At 41.6% G+C, this 20,787-nt stretch carries 12 protein-coding genes, 2 tRNA genes and 2 rRNA genes; 8 read left to right on the top strand and 8 right to left on the bottom strand.

The window, feature by feature from the left end; translation table 11 throughout:
* Positions 1-2: 2 nt before the first annotated feature.
* The 6 genes from FEE42_RS12320 to rsgA form a co-directional block, all read right to left on the bottom strand.
* Positions 3-3,047, bottom strand: coding sequence for a glycoside hydrolase family 2 TIM barrel-domain containing protein (locus FEE42_RS12320; RefSeq protein ID WP_164028758.1), 3,045 nt, complete (start codon positions 3,045-3,047; stop codon positions 3-5).
* A 136-nt stretch (positions 3,048-3,183) separates the two neighbouring features.
* Positions 3,184-4,383 (bottom strand): mannose-6-phosphate isomerase, class I, encoded by a 1,200-nt coding sequence (manA, locus tag FEE42_RS12315; RefSeq protein WP_164028757.1) that lies wholly within the window; start codon positions 4,381-4,383, stop codon positions 3,184-3,186.
* A gap of 57 nt (positions 4,384-4,440) precedes the next feature.
* Entirely contained in the window at positions 4,441-4,941 is a 501-nt protein-coding gene (crr, locus tag FEE42_RS12310) for a PTS glucose transporter subunit IIA (RefSeq protein WP_059365482.1), read from the bottom strand.
* Between the two features lie 59 nt (positions 4,942-5,000).
* Positions 5,001-6,728: a phosphoenolpyruvate-protein phosphotransferase PtsI gene (gene ptsI / locus FEE42_RS12305; RefSeq protein WP_059365483.1), complete on the bottom strand. Its 1,728-nt coding sequence runs from the start codon at positions 6,726-6,728 to the stop codon at positions 5,001-5,003.
* Positions 6,729-6,832: 104 nt separating this feature from the next.
* Positions 6,833-7,090, bottom strand: a complete 258-nt coding sequence (gene ptsH, locus FEE42_RS12300; RefSeq protein ID WP_164028756.1) for a phosphocarrier protein Hpr — start codon at positions 7,088-7,090, stop codon at positions 6,833-6,835.
* A 161-nt stretch (positions 7,091-7,251) separates the two neighbouring features.
* On the bottom strand, positions 7,252-8,292 hold the full coding sequence (gene rsgA / locus FEE42_RS12295) for a small ribosomal subunit biogenesis GTPase RsgA (RefSeq protein ID WP_164028755.1): 1,041 nt from the start codon (positions 8,290-8,292) through the stop codon (positions 7,252-7,254).
* Positions 8,293-8,362: 70 nt separating this feature from the next.
* Between rsgA and orn the strand changes: the two genes are divergently transcribed.
* The 8 genes from orn to glnE all read left to right on the top strand — a co-directional run bounded on the left by orn (position 8,363) and on the right by glnE (position 17,091).
* Complete coding sequence (gene orn, locus FEE42_RS12290; RefSeq protein ID WP_164028754.1) at positions 8,363-8,911, top strand: oligoribonuclease; 549 nt, start codon at positions 8,363-8,365, stop codon at positions 8,909-8,911.
* Positions 8,912-9,003: 92 nt separating this feature from the next.
* Positions 9,004-9,079 (top strand) — tRNA-Gly (locus FEE42_RS12285).
* Positions 9,080-9,093: 14 nt separating this feature from the next.
* Positions 9,094-9,169: transfer RNA gene (locus FEE42_RS12280), tRNA-Gly, on the top strand.
* 158 nt (positions 9,170-9,327) lie between these two features.
* Positions 9,328-9,798 carry a tRNA (adenosine(37)-N6)-threonylcarbamoyltransferase complex ATPase subunit type 1 TsaE gene (gene tsaE, locus FEE42_RS12275; protein WP_164028753.1) on the top strand — a complete coding sequence of 157 codons (471 nt, stop codon included), beginning with the start codon at positions 9,328-9,330 and terminating at the stop codon, positions 9,796-9,798.
* Between the two features lie 18 nt (positions 9,799-9,816).
* Positions 9,817-11,325, top strand: coding sequence for an N-acetylmuramoyl-L-alanine amidase (locus FEE42_RS12270; protein WP_135968826.1), 1,509 nt, complete (start codon positions 9,817-9,819; stop codon positions 11,323-11,325).
* Positions 11,325-13,208, top strand: a complete 1,884-nt coding sequence (mutL, locus tag FEE42_RS12265; protein ID WP_164028752.1) for a DNA mismatch repair endonuclease MutL — start codon at positions 11,325-11,327, stop codon at positions 13,206-13,208. The genes FEE42_RS12270 and mutL overlap by 1 nt, the downstream gene beginning before the upstream one ends.
* The gene (miaA, locus tag FEE42_RS12260) at positions 13,209-14,144 is read left to right on the top strand and encodes a tRNA (adenosine(37)-N6)-dimethylallyltransferase MiaA (protein ID WP_164028751.1); all 936 of its coding nucleotides are present in this window, start codon (positions 13,209-13,211) and stop codon (positions 14,142-14,144) included. It abuts the gene before it with no gap.
* A gap of 4 nt (positions 14,145-14,148) precedes the next feature.
* On the top strand, positions 14,149-17,091 hold the full coding sequence (glnE, locus tag FEE42_RS12255; RefSeq protein WP_164028750.1) for a bifunctional [glutamate--ammonia ligase]-adenylyl-L-tyrosine phosphorylase/[glutamate--ammonia-ligase] adenylyltransferase: 2,943 nt from the start codon (positions 14,149-14,151) through the stop codon (positions 17,089-17,091).
* Between the two features lie 259 nt (positions 17,092-17,350).
* Here the strand turns inward: glnE and rrf are convergent.
* Together rrf and FEE42_RS12245 are read right to left on the bottom strand one after the other, a co-directional pair.
* Positions 17,351-17,466: ribosomal RNA gene (gene rrf, locus FEE42_RS12250) — 5S ribosomal RNA — on the bottom strand.
* A 209-nt stretch (positions 17,467-17,675) separates the two neighbouring features.
* Positions 17,676-20,573: ribosomal RNA gene (locus FEE42_RS12245) — 23S ribosomal RNA — on the bottom strand.
* Positions 20,574-20,787: the final 214 nt, after the last annotated feature.

Raw genomic sequence — 20,787 nt, 5'->3', positions numbered from 1 at the left:
CGTTAGCGTGGTAAAAATTGCATTTCCCAATCCCATTCCGTTTCACTTAAGCGATATTTTTCTTTCAAACTTGGGCCGCAGGAATTAGAGCCAATGCCACTCATTTTATAATCCACACATAATATTGTACTGCCGCTTTCTTCCAATTCATCGTTATGCTTTTTCGCCTCCAATTCTTCTTGTGTATAAGGTGAAAGATTAAAGCTAAATGCTTTATCACAATAAATTGAAAATCCCTCTCGATCGTTCTTAATCGTAAACCTCTGACAACCAAAATGGCTTCCATTTTCTTGCGGTTTTAAATAGAGCACATGGTTGGATTTTGGTGTCGTTTTATACAAGTTAAACTGTGTTGCTTGATGTTTATCAAGGTAACTTTCCGTTTCGCCATAGCCGATATATTCAGCTTGTTGAAAACCGTCTTTTAAGAAAAAGCGAACGCCAAAACGCGGTAAAAACGGTAAGTGCGGTTGTTTTTTAGCATGAATTTTAATTGATAAATTGCCCTGCGTATCAATTCGATAAATTACATCAAGGGTTAAAATACGCTCGCGTGAAACTGCATTAATGCCGGATTTGACTCGAATTTCCAGCGCACTTTCTTGTTCAACAATAACAAAATCATAAGCACGAGTCACAGCCTGCTCATAACCTGCTGCCAACCAATGGGTTTTAATCAGGCTGTCATTATCCAATGGCGCCCTCCAAATATTAAAATCCAAAGGCGCATTAAGCCAAGCGCTTCCCTCACAGAAAATTTGTGTGATAATCCCTCTGTGTTTATCCAATTCATAACAAATTTTTCCGACAGAAATCAACACATGATGGGGCGTTTCATTAAGAGAAATAGTCTGCGTCGCTTTCTTTATCTGATGAACAGGCAACCTGCTTTGGGAAGAAAAACAAAGTTGATCGAAACCTAAACAATGATTTTTTGCCACCAAGCCACGATCAATTTTTTGGTAATAGGTGAGAGTGATATGCCAGAGTTCATTATCGGTTTCAGGCAAATCAAGCGGCAAAAGTGCGGTTGCTTTCGGGGTAATTTTTATTCCATCAAAATAGCCTTCACTGATGACACGCAAATTTTCGGTAATTTGATAATGAATGGCGATCACTTCTTCCGTATCGGTGAAATCCATATAATTTTTTAACCGCACATTGCCTTCATCTAAAAAGGCCCGAATCGGACGCTGTACATTTTTTAGCTCCAACAAATTGCTCTGAATTTGCCGATCAGCCGTGACTAAACCGTCAGCACAAAAATTACCATCATTCGGTACATCAGCAAAATCCCCGCCATATCCCATCCGCTCGGAATGAGGCAAATAAGGCGAATGATTACACCATTCCCAAACAAAACCGCCCGCCGCCCCTCGATGACATTCCATCGCTTGAAAATAATCTTCCGCATCACCGCAAGAATTTCCCATGGCGTGCAAATATTCACAGAATAAATAGGGTTTCCTATTATGGGGATCCGCAAAATAAGCATCCAGTTCCTCTGTAGCGGTGTACATTTCGCTATGAAAATCAAGATTCGTTAAATCGTTTTGATGATCGGAATGTTGGAAAACGGCATTTTCATAATGCACTAATCGATTTGGATCACGGCGTTTCACCCAAGCCGCTGCTTGCTCAAAATTCTCTCCATAGCCGCTTTCATTGCCAAGCGACCATACCAGCACGGAACAGCGGTTTTTATCACGTTCGACATTGGCATAAGTGCGGTCTAAAATTGCCGCATTAAATTCAGGGCTACGCGCCATATAACAATAATTGTCGATAATTTGTTGGCGAATGGCTTGATGATCAATTTCTGTTTTCACACCAAGCAAAATACTGGTTTCAGGCGATTTCACATACACCGCATTGGTGCCGTGAGATTCAATATCGCTTTCGGCAATCAGATAAAAACCATACTCATCACAAAGTTCGGTGAACCAAGGGGCATTAGGATAATGTGCGGTGCGAATTGCGTTGAAATTATGTTCTTTCATCAAGCGTAAATCTTGTAAAGCTTGCTCGTGATTAATGACATAACCGGTTTTGGGATCGCTGTCGTGGCGGTTTACGCCTTTAAATTTGATGGCTTCACCATTAAATAGCATCACACCATCTTTTACTTCAATTTTACGCAAACCAATTTTTTGACAAATCACCTCCGAACCATAGCGAAATAGCAGTGTATAAAGTTGTGGGTTTTCCGCATTCCATAAGGTGATTTCATTCAACGTGAAATGGAAGCCGCTTTCCGTTACCGCAGAAAGCAAAATTTCACCTTGCGGATCGTTCAGTTGCCATGCAATTTCACGAAGATGCGCCGGTTTCCCCCTTTCCATAAAAGAAACCTCCACAGAAATGACCGCACTTTTTAGATCATCCGCAAGTTCGGTGCGAATAAAAAAATCCTGTAAGTAATGATTTTCCCGTTCAAGCAAATATACATCACGAAAAATGCCTGACATTCGGAATTTATCCTGATCTTCCAAATAGCTGCCGTCACACCATTTTAATACTACAACATGAAGATGATTTTCACCGTTTTTTAGAAAATCACTCACATCAAATTCACTAGTGCAATGGCTAATTTGACTATAGCCCACAAATTGATGATTCACATACACAAATAAACAGCTGTCCACGCCCTCAAAATTGAGCAAATAACGTTTATTTTGTTTAGGCGAATGCGTAAAAGTGCGGTGATAAAGCCCGCAGGGATTTTCAATCGGCACATAAGGCGGATCAAAAGGAAAAGGGTAATTCACGTTGGTATAGTGATGATGATCATAACCGTGATTCTGCCAATTGGCGGGAACCGGAATTTTTTCTGAAAAGGAGAAATGAAGAAAATCTTTCGGTAAATCTACATAGCGATCAAAATAGGCAAAATCCCACTCGCCATTAAGTAAAGTGAAAAAAGCAGAAAATTCTCGCTGATTTTTGACCGCACTTTCCACAGAATCAAAAGGAATAAAATAAGCATGATGCGGCGTGGTGTTAATGTGAAGAATTTGAGGATCTTGGAAATAATTCGGTAATGGCATAGCAACTCCGAAAGAGGAAAGATTGCCTTACTATAACTGAATTTTATCTTTCATTCAGAAAGGATATCGGATTTTGTGAGGGGGATCACAATATCCAATGATCCTTTATAACATTAGTTAATATACCGTTAGATTCTCAGGGTAGCTTTGCTATGACGGCATAGCCCTCCGATAGCCCTTCAATTTCATAAGAAGAACCGGAAGTGATAAAGGCAGACTCTCCCTTTTTAAGAGAAAGTGCGGTGGTTTCCGAGCGTAAATTGAGTTGCCCTTTCATCACCATTAAAATTCCTGCACTCTGAATTTTTAAGCGATGAGTTTCACCACATTCATATTGTATATTTTGTAAGGCGAAATCTTTTGCCGGCGTGGAATAAGTAAATACGCGCATATCATGAGGGGCCGCAGAAATAATTTGCGGTTCTATTTCTCGGCAATCCACTACTTTCAATAGTTCCGGAATATCTACATATTTTGGCGTTAATCCGCCACGAATGACATTATCGGAACATGCCATCAATTCAATATTTTGTCCGCGTAAATAAGCGTGTGGAATACCTGCTTCTTGGTAAATCCCCTCACCTTTTTTGAGGTGAACAATGTTGAAAAGATAAAAACAGACTAAACCCGCATCGAGTTTTTCCAGTGAAATCTCCATCGCTTCCATAGAATAAAGCAGCCAATAATCGGGATTATTTAGCCTGAGTTCATTCTGAGCATAAGCCTCACGATTTTGTTCAACAATAGGGGCAAGCCATTGATATAGTTGGGATTGATCCGCTTGCATGACATCCGCATAAAATGAATGCAGATCTTGATTACCTAATTTTTCTGCAAGAGGGGCAAGAGAAGGACGTTCATTAAGTGAAGAGAGAATTTTTTCTTTTGCCTTAAATCCATGTAGCAGCCAGAAATCAGACAATGCAATCATCATTTCAGGTTTATGATTATTATCTTTATAAGTTCGTTTCGAATCTTTTAAATCAATACCTTTCGCATTTTCCTTTGCGAAACCGATTTCCGCCTGTTGTTTTGTTGGGTGCAACTGGATAGAAAGCGGCTTTGCCACATCAAGGATCTTCAATAGGTAGGGTAATTCTTCACCAAAAATTTCTCGACTTTTCTCACCAAGTGCGGGCGGATTTTGCTGTAAAAATTCAGTCAGCGGTAAATGTTTGCCCTCAACTTCAATTATGGAAGGGGCAGAAATATGTGCACCAAGCCACCATTCGGCATAATGTTGATTTTCTTCCACCGAAAGATTTAATAATTGTGGAATGTAATGCTGTCCGCCCCAAATATAATGTTGTAAAACACCAGTTAATTTATAAATCACTTTTCACCTCTAAACAAAAAATCCGCACAACGGCGGACTTTTTTATTCTATATAAAGTTATTTTTTAAGGCTTAACACTACGGACTCGCCGGCAATAACCTCGCCTGCTTTTTTCTCAATACTTGAGATCTCATCCATATTGGAAATCACAACCGGTGTCAATACAGATTTAGCTTTTGCTTCCAGTAATTCAAGATCGAACTCAATTACTGTATCACCACGTTTTACTGTTTGCCCTTCTTGCGCAACACGGGTAAAACCTTCACCTTTTAACTCAACGGTATCAATACCAAAGTGAACAAATAATTCAACTCCTTCTTTTGATTCCATTGAAAAGGCGTGGTTGGTTTCAAAAATCTTACCAATAACACCATCAACCGGTGCGACAATTTTATTGCCTGTCGGACGAATAGCAATGCCATCACCAACAATTTTTTCAGAAAACACAACATCCGGTACATCTTCGATATTGACAATTTCACCGGAAAGCGGTGCATAAATCTCAACTTCGACTGATTTGTTCTCTTTGGAACCGAATAGCTTGTCAAATAAACCCATTTTCATCTCCTATCCATTAAATATGGTTGATATTCTAGCTTAAAACACTGATTTTGTATCTAACTCAGTGCTTTTTCTGACAAAAATTCTTCAATTAATTGCTCAATTTCCGAAGCGGTTGGTTTCTCTAATGCTTTACTTGCAAGCTCTTTTACCTCTTGGAAATTCACACTACGAATGAGTTTTTTAATACGAGGTACCGAAATTGCACTCATACTAAATTCATCTAATCCCATACCTAACAAGAGCAAGGTTGCACGCTCATCACCGGCTAACTCACCACACATCCCCGTCCATTTACCTTCTGCGTGAGACGCATCAATAACTTGTTTAATTAAGCCAAGTACGGACGGTTGCATTGGATTATAAAGATGAGAAATCAATTCATTGCCGCGATCAACGGCTAAGGTATATTGCGTTAAGTCATTAGTCCCGATACTAAAGAAATCCACTTCTTTCGCCAAGAATTTCGCATTTACCGCAGCAGACGGCGTTTCCACCATTACACCGATTTGAATATTTTCATCAAAGGCTTTAGCTTCTGCACGTAGCTCCACTTTCAGAGTTTCAATCACAGATTTTAATTCACGAATTTCTTCTACCGAAATAATCATCGGGAACATCACCGCTAATTTGCCAAATGCAGAGGCACGCAACACCGCACGTAACTGAGCATGGAGAATTTCACGGCGATCCAGTGCAATACGAATTGCCCGCCATCCTAAGAACGGGTTCATTTCTTTTGGAAGATCTAGATACGGTAAATCTTTGTCACCACCGATATCCATAGTACGAAGCACAACCAAACGTCCGTCCATAGCTTCTACGACTTCTTTATAAGCAATAAATTGCTCTTCTTCCGTTGGAAGTTGATCGCGATCCATAAAGAGGAACTCTGTACGGTATAAACCTACCCCCTCGGCTCCGTTACGGTTTGCACCGTCACAATCGCGAATAGTACCAATATTTGCCACTACTTCAACTTTATGCCCGTCTAATGTCACGGCAGGAAGATCTTTTAATTTTGCTAATTCGGCTTTTTCTTCTGCTAATTTTGCTTCTAAAGATTTTAATTCGTTGATTTGGGCTTCGGTTGGATTAATATAGACTTTGTTATTTACGGCATCAAGAATCAGGAAATCACCGGTATTCACTTTTTCAGTCACATTGTTGGTTCCAACAATAGCCGGTAATTCCAAAGAGCGGGCCATAATAGAAGTATGTGAAGTACGGCCTCCAATATCTGTAATGAATCCCAATACTTTCTCAAGATTCAATTGCGCCGTTTCAGAAGGGGTGAGATCATAGGCAACCAAAATAGATTCTTCGTTTATATCGCCTAGATCAACAATATGCATACCTAAAATGTTTTTGATTAAACGGTTACCAATATCACGGATATCACCGGCACGTTCTTTCAAATACTCATCATCAATTTCTGATAACATCGCCACTTGCTGATCAATAATTTTACTCGCAGCGACACCGGCATTAACTTTATGTGAACGTAGATAGTCGATAATTTCTTCTTCTAATTCTTCATCTTCCAAAATCATTAAATGCCCTTCGAAAATCGCCGCTTTCTCTTCTCCCAACGAAGCAAAAGCACGATCTTTGATGGAATTTAATTGTTCAACTGCGGCATTACGCCCTTCGTAAAAACGTGCAATTTCCGTTTCAATTTGATCATCAGAAATCGACTTTGTATCAAGGACAATTTTTTCTTCTTTAAGAACTAACGCCTTACCAAAAACAATACCGGGGGATGCTGGAATACCTGAAATCATGTTCACCTTCCAAGATTAATAGGATTAAATAAAACAATAGCCATAAAACACGTGCTTACAGGAGTAAATCAAAACGGATTTTATGGCTATCTTATACTCAATAGTTACTCTAAAGTAGGGATTAATGCGACTAAATGTTCAACGGCTTGTTGTTCATCTTCACCTTCCGCGGATATGGTCATAACCGTTCCTTGTGTTAAACCTAAAGTTTGTAATTTAAACAAACTTTTGGCACTCGCACTTTTCCCTGCGGATGTCACAGTAATGTCTGAAGCAAAACCTTTTGCTTCTTTTACGAATTGCGCAGCAGGACGAGTGTGCAAACCGTTAGGTGCTGTGATTTCTACATCTTTTGAGAACATAATGTTACCTCTACTAATAAATAGTTTAATTATAAAACTGTCAGATCCAAAACCTGCCATAGTATCCTTGTTAAAAACAAAATAATCAAGGAAAAAGGCAAAAAAACTTAAGTGAGATCAACATTCTAATCCGATTAACCAAATTTTACTCTAAGTTCCGGCTAACTTGTTGAAAAATGCCGTTGTGACTTTGTTTCGGATAAACTTGCAATAAGTTTGTGATAGTTTTCATAACGAATCTGAGAAATTTTCCCAGTCTCTACCGCTTCACGTAAAGCACAGCCCGGATCATTCAAATGTTTACAATCACGGAATTTACAAGTACCTAAGATATATTGGAATTCTCGGTATCCTTTGGTGATTTGATCAGCGTCTAAGTGCCATAATCCAAATTCGCGGATCCCCGGCGAATCAATGAGATTTCCGCCTTGAGGTAAATGATAAAGACGTGAGGAAGTTGTCGTATGTTGCCCCAGCCCCGAATTTTCACTCACCTCGCCTACTTGTGCATTGACGTTGGGGAAAATAGCATTGATCAAGCTGGATTTGCCGACACCGGACTGCCCGACAAAAATAGATGTGCCACTGCTCAAAAGTGCGGTTAGTTTTTCCATATTTTTTCCGTTTGAGGCAGAAATAATCAAGGTTTGATAGCCGATGTCACGATAAATTTGCAGTTGTTGTTCAATATTTTTTTCCTCTTCATCCGTTAGAAGATCGCCTTTATTGACGACAATAACCGGCTCAATACCTGAAATTTCACATACCACAAGATAACGATCAACAATATTAAGAGAAAAAACCGGCAACACTGCGGAAACAATAATAATACAATCAATATTCGCGGCAATAGGTTTCAATCCATCATAATAATCAGGGCGTAAAATTTCATTTACACGCGGATGAATAGCTTCAATCACCCCACTCACACCTTGTAACTGTTCGTTTCCTTCCCGCCAAATGACTCTATCGCCCACCACTAAACTTGACAGAGTACGGCGTAAATTACAGCGGTAAATCTCCCCTTGTGCATTTTCTACATCGGCGTGCATAGAATAACGCGTCACCACCAAGCCGTCTTGTGATACCCCCAGCATTTCATCTTGCCATTCAATTTCTCTTTTCTTGTGGCGATGAAGCGTTCGGGCATTGTTAAATTCAATTCGGCGGAACTGATTTTGAGTGAGTTTACGTTTAGCCATAAAAGTGCGGTCGTTTTTTACGACGATTTTGATAAAATGGAAAAAATTTTTACATAGGATACCTTATATTATGCAATTAGATAAACAAAATCTGATCTGGATTGATTTAGAAATGACCGGATTGGAACCCGATAAAGAACGCATTATTGAAATCGCAACTATCGTCACCGACAAAGATCTCAACATTCTTGCGGAAGGCCCTGTCCTTGCCATTCATCAAAGCGATGATTTATTAGGAAAAATGTCCGAATGGTGTGTGAAAACGCATACCGCAAACGGCTTAGTGGAACGGGTAAAAGCCAGTAAACTCACCGAACGGGCGGCAGAATTACAAACCTTGGATTTCTTGAAGCGTTGGGTACCCAAAGGTGCCTCGCCCATTTGTGGCAATAGTGTTGCACAAGATAAACGCTTTCTTTACCGATATATGCCGGATCTGGCCGATTATTTCCACTATCGTCATTTGGATGTCAGCACATTAAAAGAACTTGCCGCCCGCTGGAAACCTGAAATTTTAGAAGGTTTCAAAAAGGCGAATACGCATTTAGCCTTAGATGATATCCGTGAATCCATTAAAGAACTCGCCTATTATCGCGATCATTTCATTAAATTGGATTGACGAAAACTTAGTCAGCTAAGTCATTTTGAAAAATTTGCTCTTGCAAGAGAGAAAAATATTCGTATAATGCGCCCCATTCACTGATGTGAACTGCGGGAATAGCTCAGTTGGTAGAGCACGACCTTGCCAAGGTCGGGGTCGCGAGTTCGAGCCTCGTTTCCCGCTCCAATTTTGTACTCTCTGCGGGAATAGCTCAGTTGGTAGAGCACAACCTTGCCAAGGTTGGGGTCGCGAGTTCGAGCCTCGTTTCCCGCTCCAAATTCTTAATCCACTGCTGAAAAGCGGTGGATTTTTATTCCTAGTCAATGGAACGTTTTCCATAAAACAACCTCTAATACGGATAAAATCCCCTTAGCGAAAAAAACAAAAGTGCGGTAGAATTCCCACCAGTTTTGACTTTAACAATCATAATCAAGATGAATGAATTAACTCAATACATTCCTGATGAATCCACTATGTTACGTTTTGGCAAAAAATTAGCCGAAACTATTTTGAAATGCCACACCGAGCGTGCCGTTATTTTATATTTCAACGGTGATTTAGGTGCGGGAAAAACCACACTAACACGAGGCATGGTACAAGGTTTAGGGTTCCAAGGTAATGTAAAAAGCCCGACTTATACCCTAGTGGAAGAATACAACATTACCGGAAAAATGATTTACCATTTTGATTTATATCGCCTTGCCGATCCGGAGGAATTAGAATTTATGGGGATTCGTGATTACTTTGCCAAAGATTCTATTTGCCTTATCGAGTGGGCTGAAAAAGGTGAAGGAATCCTTCCACCGGCTGATTTGTTTGTTAATATTGATTACTATGATGATGCTCGAAACGTTACATTAATCGCACAAAATGCTCTAGGCGAGCAAATTATTCAACAACTATAATCTTTTTATCAATTCACGATGAACACAAAATTTTCATTTTTTTTAGGGATAATATTCTCTCTTTTTGCCTCTACGGCTTTTGCAGCACAGTGGACAATAGCCATTGATCCCGGTCATGGCGGTAAAGACCCCGGCGCAATCGGGCGTAATCTTGGTATTTATGAAAAAAATGTGACCCTTTCCATCGCACGCGAACTGAAGGCCTTATTGGATAAAGATCCGAATTTCCGTGCTGTCTTAACCCGTAACGGCGATTATTACATCTCCGTGCCTGAACGCTCGGAAATAGCCCGCAAATTCAAAGCAAATTATCTGGTTTCTATCCACGCGGATTCCTCGCTTAACCCCAACCAGCGCGGCGCATCAGTATGGGTGCTGTCAAACCGTCGGGCAAATGATGAAATGGGGCAATGGTTGGAAGACGATGAAAAACGCTCCGAATTATTGGGTGGGGCCGGAAAAGTTCTCTCTCATAACAACGATAAATATTTAGATCAAACCGTACTCGATCTCCAGTTTGGACACAGCCAACGCACCGGTTATGAAATCGGCAGACATATTTTACGCCGCTTTTCAAAAATCACGACCTTAAGCCGTAGCACACCACAGCATGCAAGCCTTGGTGTATTACGTTCACCGGATATTCCTTCGGTATTGGTGGAAACCGGTTTTCTATCGAATGCCGAGGAAGAACAAAAACTCAATTCTCCGACTTATCGCCGCCGCATCGCCTATATGATTTATGAGGGATTAGTCGCCTATCGTAACGGCAATTTAAAATCACTTGTCGCCTTTGAAAATGATGATAAAGAAAACAGCGGCAAAACTAACCGCACTTTATTGACGAAAGACAGTTTAATTCGCCACAAAGTGAAAAATGGTGAGAGTCTTGGCAGTCTAGCCAATAAATATGATGTGAAAATCGCCGATATAGTGGCACTCAATAATTTAAAACGAAAAGCTTTATGGGTGGGCGAAACCATTAAAATTCCGGATAACGGAAAACACAAAAAACCGGAAGAAACCGATTCTGTCGATAAAAAAACAAACGACAAAAACACAGAAAAAACCGACCGCACTTCGGAAGTAAAAGACAGCGGTATTCGCCATAAAGTGAAAAACGGTGAAAGTATCGGCAGTCTTGCCAATAAATACGATGTAAAAGTAACGGATATTATTCAGCTTAACAAATTGAAACGTAAAGAATTATGGATTGGCGAAACAATAAAAATCCCGAATAACGGTAAAAATCAAAAAATTGTTGAAGCCCAAAAAGCCGAAAAAACGACAATAAAACCTGCGGATAAAAAAGACAGCCCCAAAACAGATACAGACGAAAAGAAAAAAAGTAAAACTGATGGAAAAAAAGCGGATATTCCGCTCTATCATACCATCAAAAAAGATCAGACAATTTATGCGGTCTCACGGGAATATAACATTCCGGTGAAGCAAATTTTGAAACTGAATCCAACATTAAAAAATGGTAAAGTGATTACCGGTCAAAAAATTAAACTGAGAGAAAAATAATGGCGATTAAAATTCTTTCCCCACAACTTGCCAATCAAATTGCCGCAGGAGAAGTCGTGGAGCGCCCTGCTTCTGTGGTGAAAGAATTGATTGAAAACAGCTTAGATGCCGGCGCAAATAAAATTCAAGTCGATATTGAAAACGGTGGTGCAACACTGATCCGCATTCGTGACAATGGCTGTGGCATTGCAAAAGAGGAATTAAGCCTTGCCCTTGCGCGCCATGCCACCAGTAAAATTGCTGATTTAGAAGATCTTGAGTCTATTTTAAGTTTAGGTTTTCGTGGTGAAGCATTGGCAAGTATCAGTTCAGTTTCCCGTTTAACCCTCACTTCACGCACCGCAGAACAAACCGAAGCATGGCAGGTTTATGCGCAAGGGCGTGATATGGAAACCACTGTCAAACCAGCCTCACATCCTGTTGGTACAACAGTGGAAGTGGCGAATCTGTTTTTTAATACTCCGGCACGCCGTAAATTCTTACGCACCGACAAAACCGAATTTGCCCATATTGATGAAGTCATTCGCCGCATTGCACTGGCTAAATTTAATATTGCCTTTACCCTCACCCATAACGGCAAAATTATTCGTCAATATCGCCCTGCTACCGATCTTACCCAACAACTCAAACGGGTTTCGGCAATTTGTGGAGAAGGATTTGTCAAAAATGCCCTGCGTATTGATTGGAAATACGATGATTTACATCTTTCCGGTTGGATTGCTACCCCGGATTTCAGCCGTTCACAAAATGATCTGAATTATTGCTATATCAACGGACGCATGGTGCGTGACAAAGTCATTACCCATGCAATTCGCCAAGCCTATGCAGAATATTTACCCCACGAAAGCCACCCTGCCTTTGTGCTATTTATTGATCTCAATCCTCACGAGGTGGATGTGAACGTCCACCCGACAAAACATGAAGTACGTTTTCATCAACAACGGCTCATTCATGATTTTATTTATGAAGGGATAAATCATGCATTGAACAATCAACCATCACTTCAAGCAACACTACCTCAACAAAGTGCGGATAAACATTTACGAGAAAATGACATAAAAGAACCCGCTCCGACTTATGGGACATCTTGGGCAAATAAACCCAATCGGGCGTCAGCCGGACAAAATATGTTTACCCAGAATGTTTCTGCGGAAAAACCTATGCAAAATCCACCGCACTTTTCGCGAGACAATAGAACATCTCATCAGGGCTCTCCTGATTATCGGGAAAACTATCGTTCAGAAAAACCAAGTAAAACCGAGCAAAGATTGTATGGAGAATTGCTAGGCTCAACCAAAGACAATGACAATCTTGTTCAGCCCAAAACGTCAGAACAAGTGGTGGAAAAAAACGAAAATCCAACACATCTGCGGGCATTATCACTGATTGAAAACCGCGCACTTTTATTACAGCAAAACCAACATCACTTTTTGCTTTCGTTGGAAAAATTGCAACAATTACAATGGAAATTAGCTTTACAGCAGCCACAAATTGAGCTGCAACCTTTGTTGATCCCCATCGTATTTCATTTAACGGAAAAGCAATTTAGCCAATGGGAAAAAGTGGCGGAAAATTTTGCCCAAGCGGGTTTTGAGTTTATCGAGAATAAACCCCAACGGCGTTTAACGTTAAACAAAGTTCCCCGCTTTTTACGCACACAAAATTTACAAAAATGTGTGATGACAATTTTAAATCACTCGGAAAATTCAGCGCCTTTTTCAACCGCACTTTGCTCACAATTAGAAAGCAAAACCGTGACCGTATTTGCCGATGCGGTGAATTTATTAAGCGACATAGAACGCTTGCTCAATAACACCAATCGGGCTGAATTTGACCAATTACTCAAACCCATTCATTGGCAACCTTTATTAGACGAGCTATAAATGAAACCGACTGCAATTTTTTTAATGGGCCCAACGGCGTCCGGTAAAACCGATTTAGCTATTCAATTACGCCAACATTTGCCGGTGGAAATTATTAGTGTCGATTCTGCCTTAATCTACAAAGGAATGGATATCGGCACGGCAAAACCCTCTAAAGAAGAACTTGCTTTAGCTCCCCATCGACTCATCGACATTTTAGATCCCGCTGAAAGCTATTCAGCCATGAACTTTCGCGATGATGCTTTACGCGAAATGGCGGACATTAGCGCACAAGGAAAAATCCCGCTTTTAGTCGGAGGAACAATGCTTTATTACAAAGCCTTGCTCGAAGGGCTTTCCCCTTTGCCTTCCGCAGATGATACCATTCGGGCTGAAATTGAACGGAAAGCGGCACAACAAGGTTGGGTGGCATTACACCATGAGCTCGCTCAAATTGACCCTATCTCGGCACAACGTATTAATCCGAATGATTCACAACGGATTAATCGTGCATTAGAAGTATTTTATATTACCGGTCAATCCTTAACCAACCTCACCGCACAAAAGGGCGAAGCATTGCCTTATCATATTCTACAATTTGCTATCGCACCGGAAGATCGCCATATTTTGCATACCCGCATTGAACAGCGTTTCCATAAAATGATTGATTTAGGTTTTCAAGAGGAAGTGGAAAAACTCTATGCACGTGGCGATCTGAGCGTGAATTTGCCGTCTATCCGTTGCGTGGGCTACCGCCAAATGTGGGAATATTTGCAAGGCGATTACGATCACAAAGAAATGATCTTCCGAGGCATTTGTGCCACACGCCAACTGGCTAAACGTCAGATTACTTGGTTACGAGGCTGGAAAACGCCGATTCAATGGCTAGATAGCTTACAGCCCACACAGGCGAAAGAGAAAGTTTTACAGCTTGTCGATCAGAATATAAAAAGTTAACAACATGACCGCACTTTTATCCCTTAGCAAACAAAAACTCACCGCACTTGGCATAATCTTATGCCAATCTTTTCCTGAAATTGATGCCAATGGCGTTACTCAAACGATTCAACAACACCAAGAAGATAAAAACCACCCTATCGGAAGATTAGGCTATGCCGTTGCGATGTCCGACTTTGTTGAAAAAGTCTTACAAAAACAACCGCACTTACTGGCACAATGGTGGGAAACCAGCCCTACATTTTCCGACTGTGAGCAATATCAAGAACGCTTAAATAGCGAATTATCAGCAATTTCCGATGAGGCTGAATTTTATAAAACTCTACGGTTTTTTCGTAATACAGAAATGGCGAAATTAAGTTTTTGTCAAAGTCTCAATTTGGCAACTGTAGAAGAAATTTTTATCCGTCTCTCAGAACTGGCAGAAAGTCTTATCATTGGCGCACGTGATTGGCTTTATCGTCAGGCTTGTGCCGAAATGGGAACACCGGTGGACGAACAAGGTAACCCACAACCGCTTTATATTCTTGGTATGGGTAAACTGGGCGGATTTGAACTGAATTTTTCTTCCGATATTGATTTAATTTTTACTTATCCGTCTCAGGGAGAAACCCGTATTGAGGGAAGCAATGCAAGAAAATCAGTAGATAATGCAAAATTTTTTACCCGCCTCGGACAACGTTTAATCAGTGCATTGGATGATTTTACCGCTGATGGATTTGTTTACCGCACGGATATGCGTCTGCGCCCCTTTGGTGAAAGCGGTGCGCTGGCATTAAGTTTTGCCGCGATGGAGCAATATTATCAGGATCAGGGACGGGATTGGGAACGCTATGCGATGATTAAAGGGCGTATTCTCGGCGAAAAATCGGATGACCCGAATAGCCTGTATTTACAAAAAATGCTGCGTCCCTTTGTTTATCGCCGTTATATTGATTTCAGCGTCATTCAGTCACTGCGTGAAATGAAAGGAAAAATTGAACGGGAAGTACGCCGCCGCGGGTTAAAAGATAATATCAAACTCGGTGCCGGCGGTATTCGCGAAGTGGAATTTATCGCACAGGTCTTCCAACTGATTCGTGGTGGAAGGGAAATTGCTTTACAGCAACATAGCTTGCTTAAGATCTTACCTGAAATAACAAAACTTGGTCTTATTAGTCAAACACAACATCACGCTTTACATGAAAGCTATCTTTTTTTGCGAAGAGTAGAAAATATTTTACAAGCAATTAATGATCAACAAACCCAAACCCTACCGACTAATGAAATCGATCAACAACGTTTAATCACAGCCTGTCGAAACTTTACAAGTTTCAACGAGCAAAATATTGCGATTCAGCGCACCTATCCAATGGAAAACTGGCAAGATTTCTACTGCACTTTACAGCAAATGCAAGAAAAAGTGCGGTCGGTTTTCGATCATCTTATTGGTGAGGAAAACGATGAAAATAACGATAAAGAAAATCAATGGCAGGATTTTCTTGAAGCGGACTTTGATGAAATCACACAAATGTTGGAAGAAAGTAGCATTCAATCCGATTACATTAGTGAAATTTTAGATAAACTAGGACAATTTAAAGAAAGCCTAAAGCGACGTATTATTGGAAACCGTGGACAGGATGTACTGGCACAATTAATGCCCAAGATATTTTCTCTCATTTTTAAACAAGAAAGTGACCGCACTTTACTATCTCGGATGCTGCACATTATTGAGAAAATTTCCAGTCGAACGACTTATTTAGAATTACTTCTCGAGAATCCGCAAGCTTTGCAGCAAGTGGTAAATCTTTGTGCAAAATCTCAGTTAATTGCCGACCAATTAGCGCGCCACCCAATTTTGTTAGATGAACTACTTAACACTGAAAGTTTACGTAACCCAATACCTTTCACACAATATCCTAATGAACTTCAACAATATTTGCTCCGACTTCCGGAAGAGGATGAGGAACAATTTATTGATGCACTGCGTCAATTTAAACAGGCTATATTATTACGTGTGGCAGCGGCTGATATTTTGGGCGTGTTACCTGTAATGAAAGTCAGCGATCACCTTACTTATCTAGCAGAAGCAATCATCGCCTCCGTAATCAACTTAGCTTGGAAACAGGTTTCAACCCGCTTTGGTGTGCCTCAACATTTGCAAGATGGTGAAAAAGGGTTTTTAGTTATTGGTTATGGCAAACTTGGAGGGATTGAACTAGGTTATAAATCCGATCTCGATCTTGTTTTTCTTTATAAAGCTGTTGAAAGCCAAACCATAGGCGGAAAAAAAATTATTGATAGCAATCAGTTTTACTTACGCTTAGCGCAAAAAATTGTGAGTATTTTTAGTCTTAATACCAGTGCCGGAGTATTGTATGACGTCGATATGCGCTTACGCCCATCCGGAGATGCCGGTTTACTGGGCTGTTCTTTAGAAGCCTTTGAAAATTATCAATTAAATGAAGCTTGGACTTGGGAAAAGCAAGCCTTAGTCAGAAGTCGGGCGGTATTTGGTGATGAACCGTTACGCCAAAAATTTGAGCAAATTAGACAAAAAGTTCTCGCTACACCAAGAGATGTAATCCAACTCAAAATGGATATTCAAGAAATGCGAGAAAAAATGTATCAAACCCTTTCTAAACCTAAAGAAGGTGAATTTAATATAAAAACGGATCGTGGTGGGATTACCGATATTGAGTTTATTGCACAATATTTAATGCTGGCTCATGCACCCCAAAACCCACGTCTAACAAAATGGTCGGATAATGTGAGAATTTTTGACGATATGGCAAGTGTTCAAGTGATTTCCGTCTCTGATTGTGAAAAATTAAAGCAATGCTATGTAGATTTACGTAATAAAATCCATCATCTTAATTTAATCGGACAACCACCGATTGTGTCAGATTCGGAGTTTTGTAAGGAAAGGGAATTTATACAAAGCTTCTGGCAAAACTTATTTGGGTGACATCTTAAGCAAAATTATATTCCAGAAAAATATCTAATTATTGAACATATCTTTTATTAATAAAAGATGAGTAGGAGAGTTGCATAAAAACAGTAAAAATAATCTTCTATCTCGAATCCGTACGTTTTACGTATGGATTTTTTTGTTAATTTTAACGTTATTTGTGAAAATGAAAATTTAATATTTTTCTTCAATATCTTGAATACGATAAAACGCAACCCCCCCTGAACCTCTCGATTCAGGGGATGATATAATTAAAACCCGGCAGTGCCCTACTCTCACATGGGGATACCCCACACTACCATCGGCATTACAGCATTTCACTTCTGAGTTCGGGATGGATTCAGGTGGAACCACTGCACTCTCGCCGCCGGGATAATTCTTCGATAACTTCTTCTCTTCAAGTTTTATCTTGTTCTATCTTTTTATCTCGTTCTATCTTTTTATCTCGTTCTATCTTTTTATCTCGTTTTATCTCTTTTATCTTTTTCATCTGTTCTATCGGATACAAGCTGATGACTGATGACTGTATACTTTAATTCGTTGTATTTCACATTAACCGCCCAAAAACACTTGAGCGTTGTATAGTTAAGCCCCTCGGGCAATTAGTATGGGTTAGCTCAATGTATCACTACACTTACACACCCCACCTATCTACGTCGTCGTCTCCAACAACCCTTACAGACTCTAAGTCTGGGAGAACTCATCTTGAGGCAAGTTTCGTGCTTAGATGCTTTCAGCACTTATCTCTTCCGCACTTAGCTACTCGGCAATGCGTCTGGCGACACAACCGAAACACCAGTGGTGCGTCCACTCCGGTCCTCTCGTACTAGGAGCAGCCCCCCTCAATTCTCCTACGCCCACGGCAGATAGGGACCGAACTGTCTCACGACGTTCTAAACCCAGCTCGCGTACCACTTTAAATGGCGAACAGCCATACCCTTGGGACCTACTTCAGCCCCAGGATGTGATGAGCCGACATCGAGGTGCCAAACACCGCCGTCGATATGAACTCTTGGGCGGTATCAGCCTGTTATCCCCGGAGTACCTTTTATCCGTTGAGCGATGGCCCTTCCATTCAGAACCACCGGATCACTATGACCTACTTTCGTACCTGCTCGACTTGTCCGTCTCGCAGTTAAGCTTGCTTATACCATTGCACTAACCTGACGATGTCCGACCGTCATTAGCAAACCTTCGTGCTCCTCCGTTACTCTTTGGGAGGAGACCGCCCCAGTCAAACTACCCACCAGACACTGTCCGAGACCGCGTTCCGCAATCTTCGTTAGAACACCAAACGTTAAAGGGTGGTATTTCAAGGACGCCTCCACAATCACTGGCGTGACCGCTTCAAAGGCTCCCACCTATCCTACACATCAAAATTCAATGTTCAGTGTCAAGCTATAGTAAAGGTTCACGGGGTCTTTCCGTCTAGCCGCGGGTACACCGCATCTTCACGGCGATTTCAATTTCACTGAGTCTCGGGTGGAGACAGCCTGGCCATCATTATGCCATTCGTGCAGGTCGGAACTTACCCGACAAGGAATTTCGCTACCTTAGGACCGTTATAGTTACGGCCGCCGTTTACTGGGGCTTCGATCAGGAGCTTCTCTTTCGATTACACCATCAATTAACCTTCCAGCACCGGGCAGGCATCACACCCTATACGTCCACTTTCGTGTTTGCAGAGTGCTGTGTTTTTAATAAACAGTTGCAGCCAGCTGGTATCTTCGACCGGTTCACCCTTCACCCGCTAGGGGCTACAAGCTACGCCGGCGCACCTTCTCCCGAAGTTACGGTGCTATTTTGCCTAGTTCCTTCACCCGAGTTCTCTCAAGCGCCTGAGTATTCTCTACCTGACCACCTGTGTCGGTTTTCAGTACGGTTTAATAAAGCCTGAAGCTTAGTGGCTTTTCCTGGAAGTGTGGTATCAGTTACTTCAGCCCCTTGAGGCCTCGTCATCATTTCTCGGTGTTAATAAGCGCCCGGATTTGCCTAAGCACCCCACCTACCAACTTAAACGTGCATATCCAACAGCACGCTAACCTAACCTGCTCCGTCCCCACATCGCAGCTTTACCAAGTACGGGAATATTAACCCGTTTCCCATCGACTACGCTTTTCAGCCTCGCCTTAGGGGCCGACTCACCCTGCCCCGATTAACGTTGGACAGGAAACCTTGGTCTTCCGGCGAACGGGTTTTTCACCCGTTTTATCGTTACTTATGTCAGCATTCGCACTTGTGATACGTCCAGCATACCTCCCGATACACCTTCATCCGCTTACACAACGCTCCCCTACCCAACAGGATTAATCCTGATGCCGCAGCTTCGGTGCTATGTTTGAGCCCCGTTACATCTTCCGCGCAGGCCGACTCGACTAGTGAGCTATTACGCTTTCTTTAAATGGTGGCTGCTTCTAAGCCAACATCCTAGCTGTCTAAGCCTTCCCACTTCGTTTCCCACTTAACATACACTTTGGGACCTTAGCTGGCGGTCTGGGTTGTTTCCCTCTCCACGACGGACGTTAGCACCCGCCGTGTGTCTCCTGAGTATCACTCTTCGGTATTCGCAGTTTGCATCGGGTTGGTAAGCCGGGATGGCCCCCTAGCCGAAACAGTGCTCTACCCCCGAAGGTGTCCGCTCAAGGCTCTACCTAAATAGATTTCGGGGAGAACCAGCTATCTCCCGGTTTGATTGGCCTTTCACCCCCAGCCACAAGTCATCCGCTAATTTTTCAACATTAGTCGGTTCGGTCCTCCAGTTAGTGTTACCCAACCTTCAACCTGCCCATGGCTAGATCACCGGGTTTCGGGTCTATACCTTGCAACTAATCGCCCAGTTAAGACTCGGTTTCCCTTCGGCTTCCCTATTCGGTTAACCTTGCTACAAAATATAAGTCGCTGACCCATTATACAAAAGGTACGCAGTCACCCTTTCAGGCTCCCACTGCTTGTACGTACAAGGTTTCAGGTTCTATTTCACTCCCCTCGCCGGGGTTCTTTTCGCCTTTCCTTCACAGTACTGGTTCACTATCGGTCAATCAGGAGTATTTAGCCTTGGAGGATGGTCCCCCCCTCTTCAGACAGGATATCACGTGTCCCGCCCTACTTATCGTAAGCTTAGTACCATCAACGTGTTTTAAGATACGGGACTATCACCCCCTACGGTTGAGCTTCCCAACTCATTCTCCTAACACGCTCACTATCACTTACCGGCTCTTCCGCCTTCGCTCGCCGCTACTCACGGAATCTCGGTTGATTTCTTTTCCTCGGGGTACTTAGATGTTTCAGTTCTCCCGGTTTGCTTTTCATTACTATGAATTCATAATGAAATGATGGATTCTTCATCCATCGGGTTTCCCCATTCGGATATCTTGGATTAAACGCTTCTTATCAACTCATCCAAGCTTTTCGCAGATTAGCACGTCCTTCATCGCCTCTGATTGCCAAGGCATCCACCTTGTACGCTTAGTCACTTAACTATACAACCTCAAATGTTTTCAGCCTGCCTACTCAGTCAGGCCTACATCTTGAAGCGAATCTTTAATTCAACTAAACACTTGACTGCCTTTCTCCAGTCAAGATTTTTCTACTCAGACTTCCTCTATTCCTTTTGGAACTTAAAAGTCTCTTCAGTTTTCAGCTTGTTTCCAATTTTTTAAAGAACAGAAGATAATTCGTTAAAGTTATCTTTCA

The sequence above is a fragment of the Rodentibacter caecimuris genome, assembly GCF_010587025.1.
GTDB classification, from domain to species: Bacteria; Pseudomonadota; Gammaproteobacteria; order Enterobacterales; family Pasteurellaceae; genus Rodentibacter; species Rodentibacter caecimuris.
The sequence above is the reverse complement of the archived record's forward strand: the minus strand, read 5'-3'. Positions and strand labels throughout refer to the sequence as shown.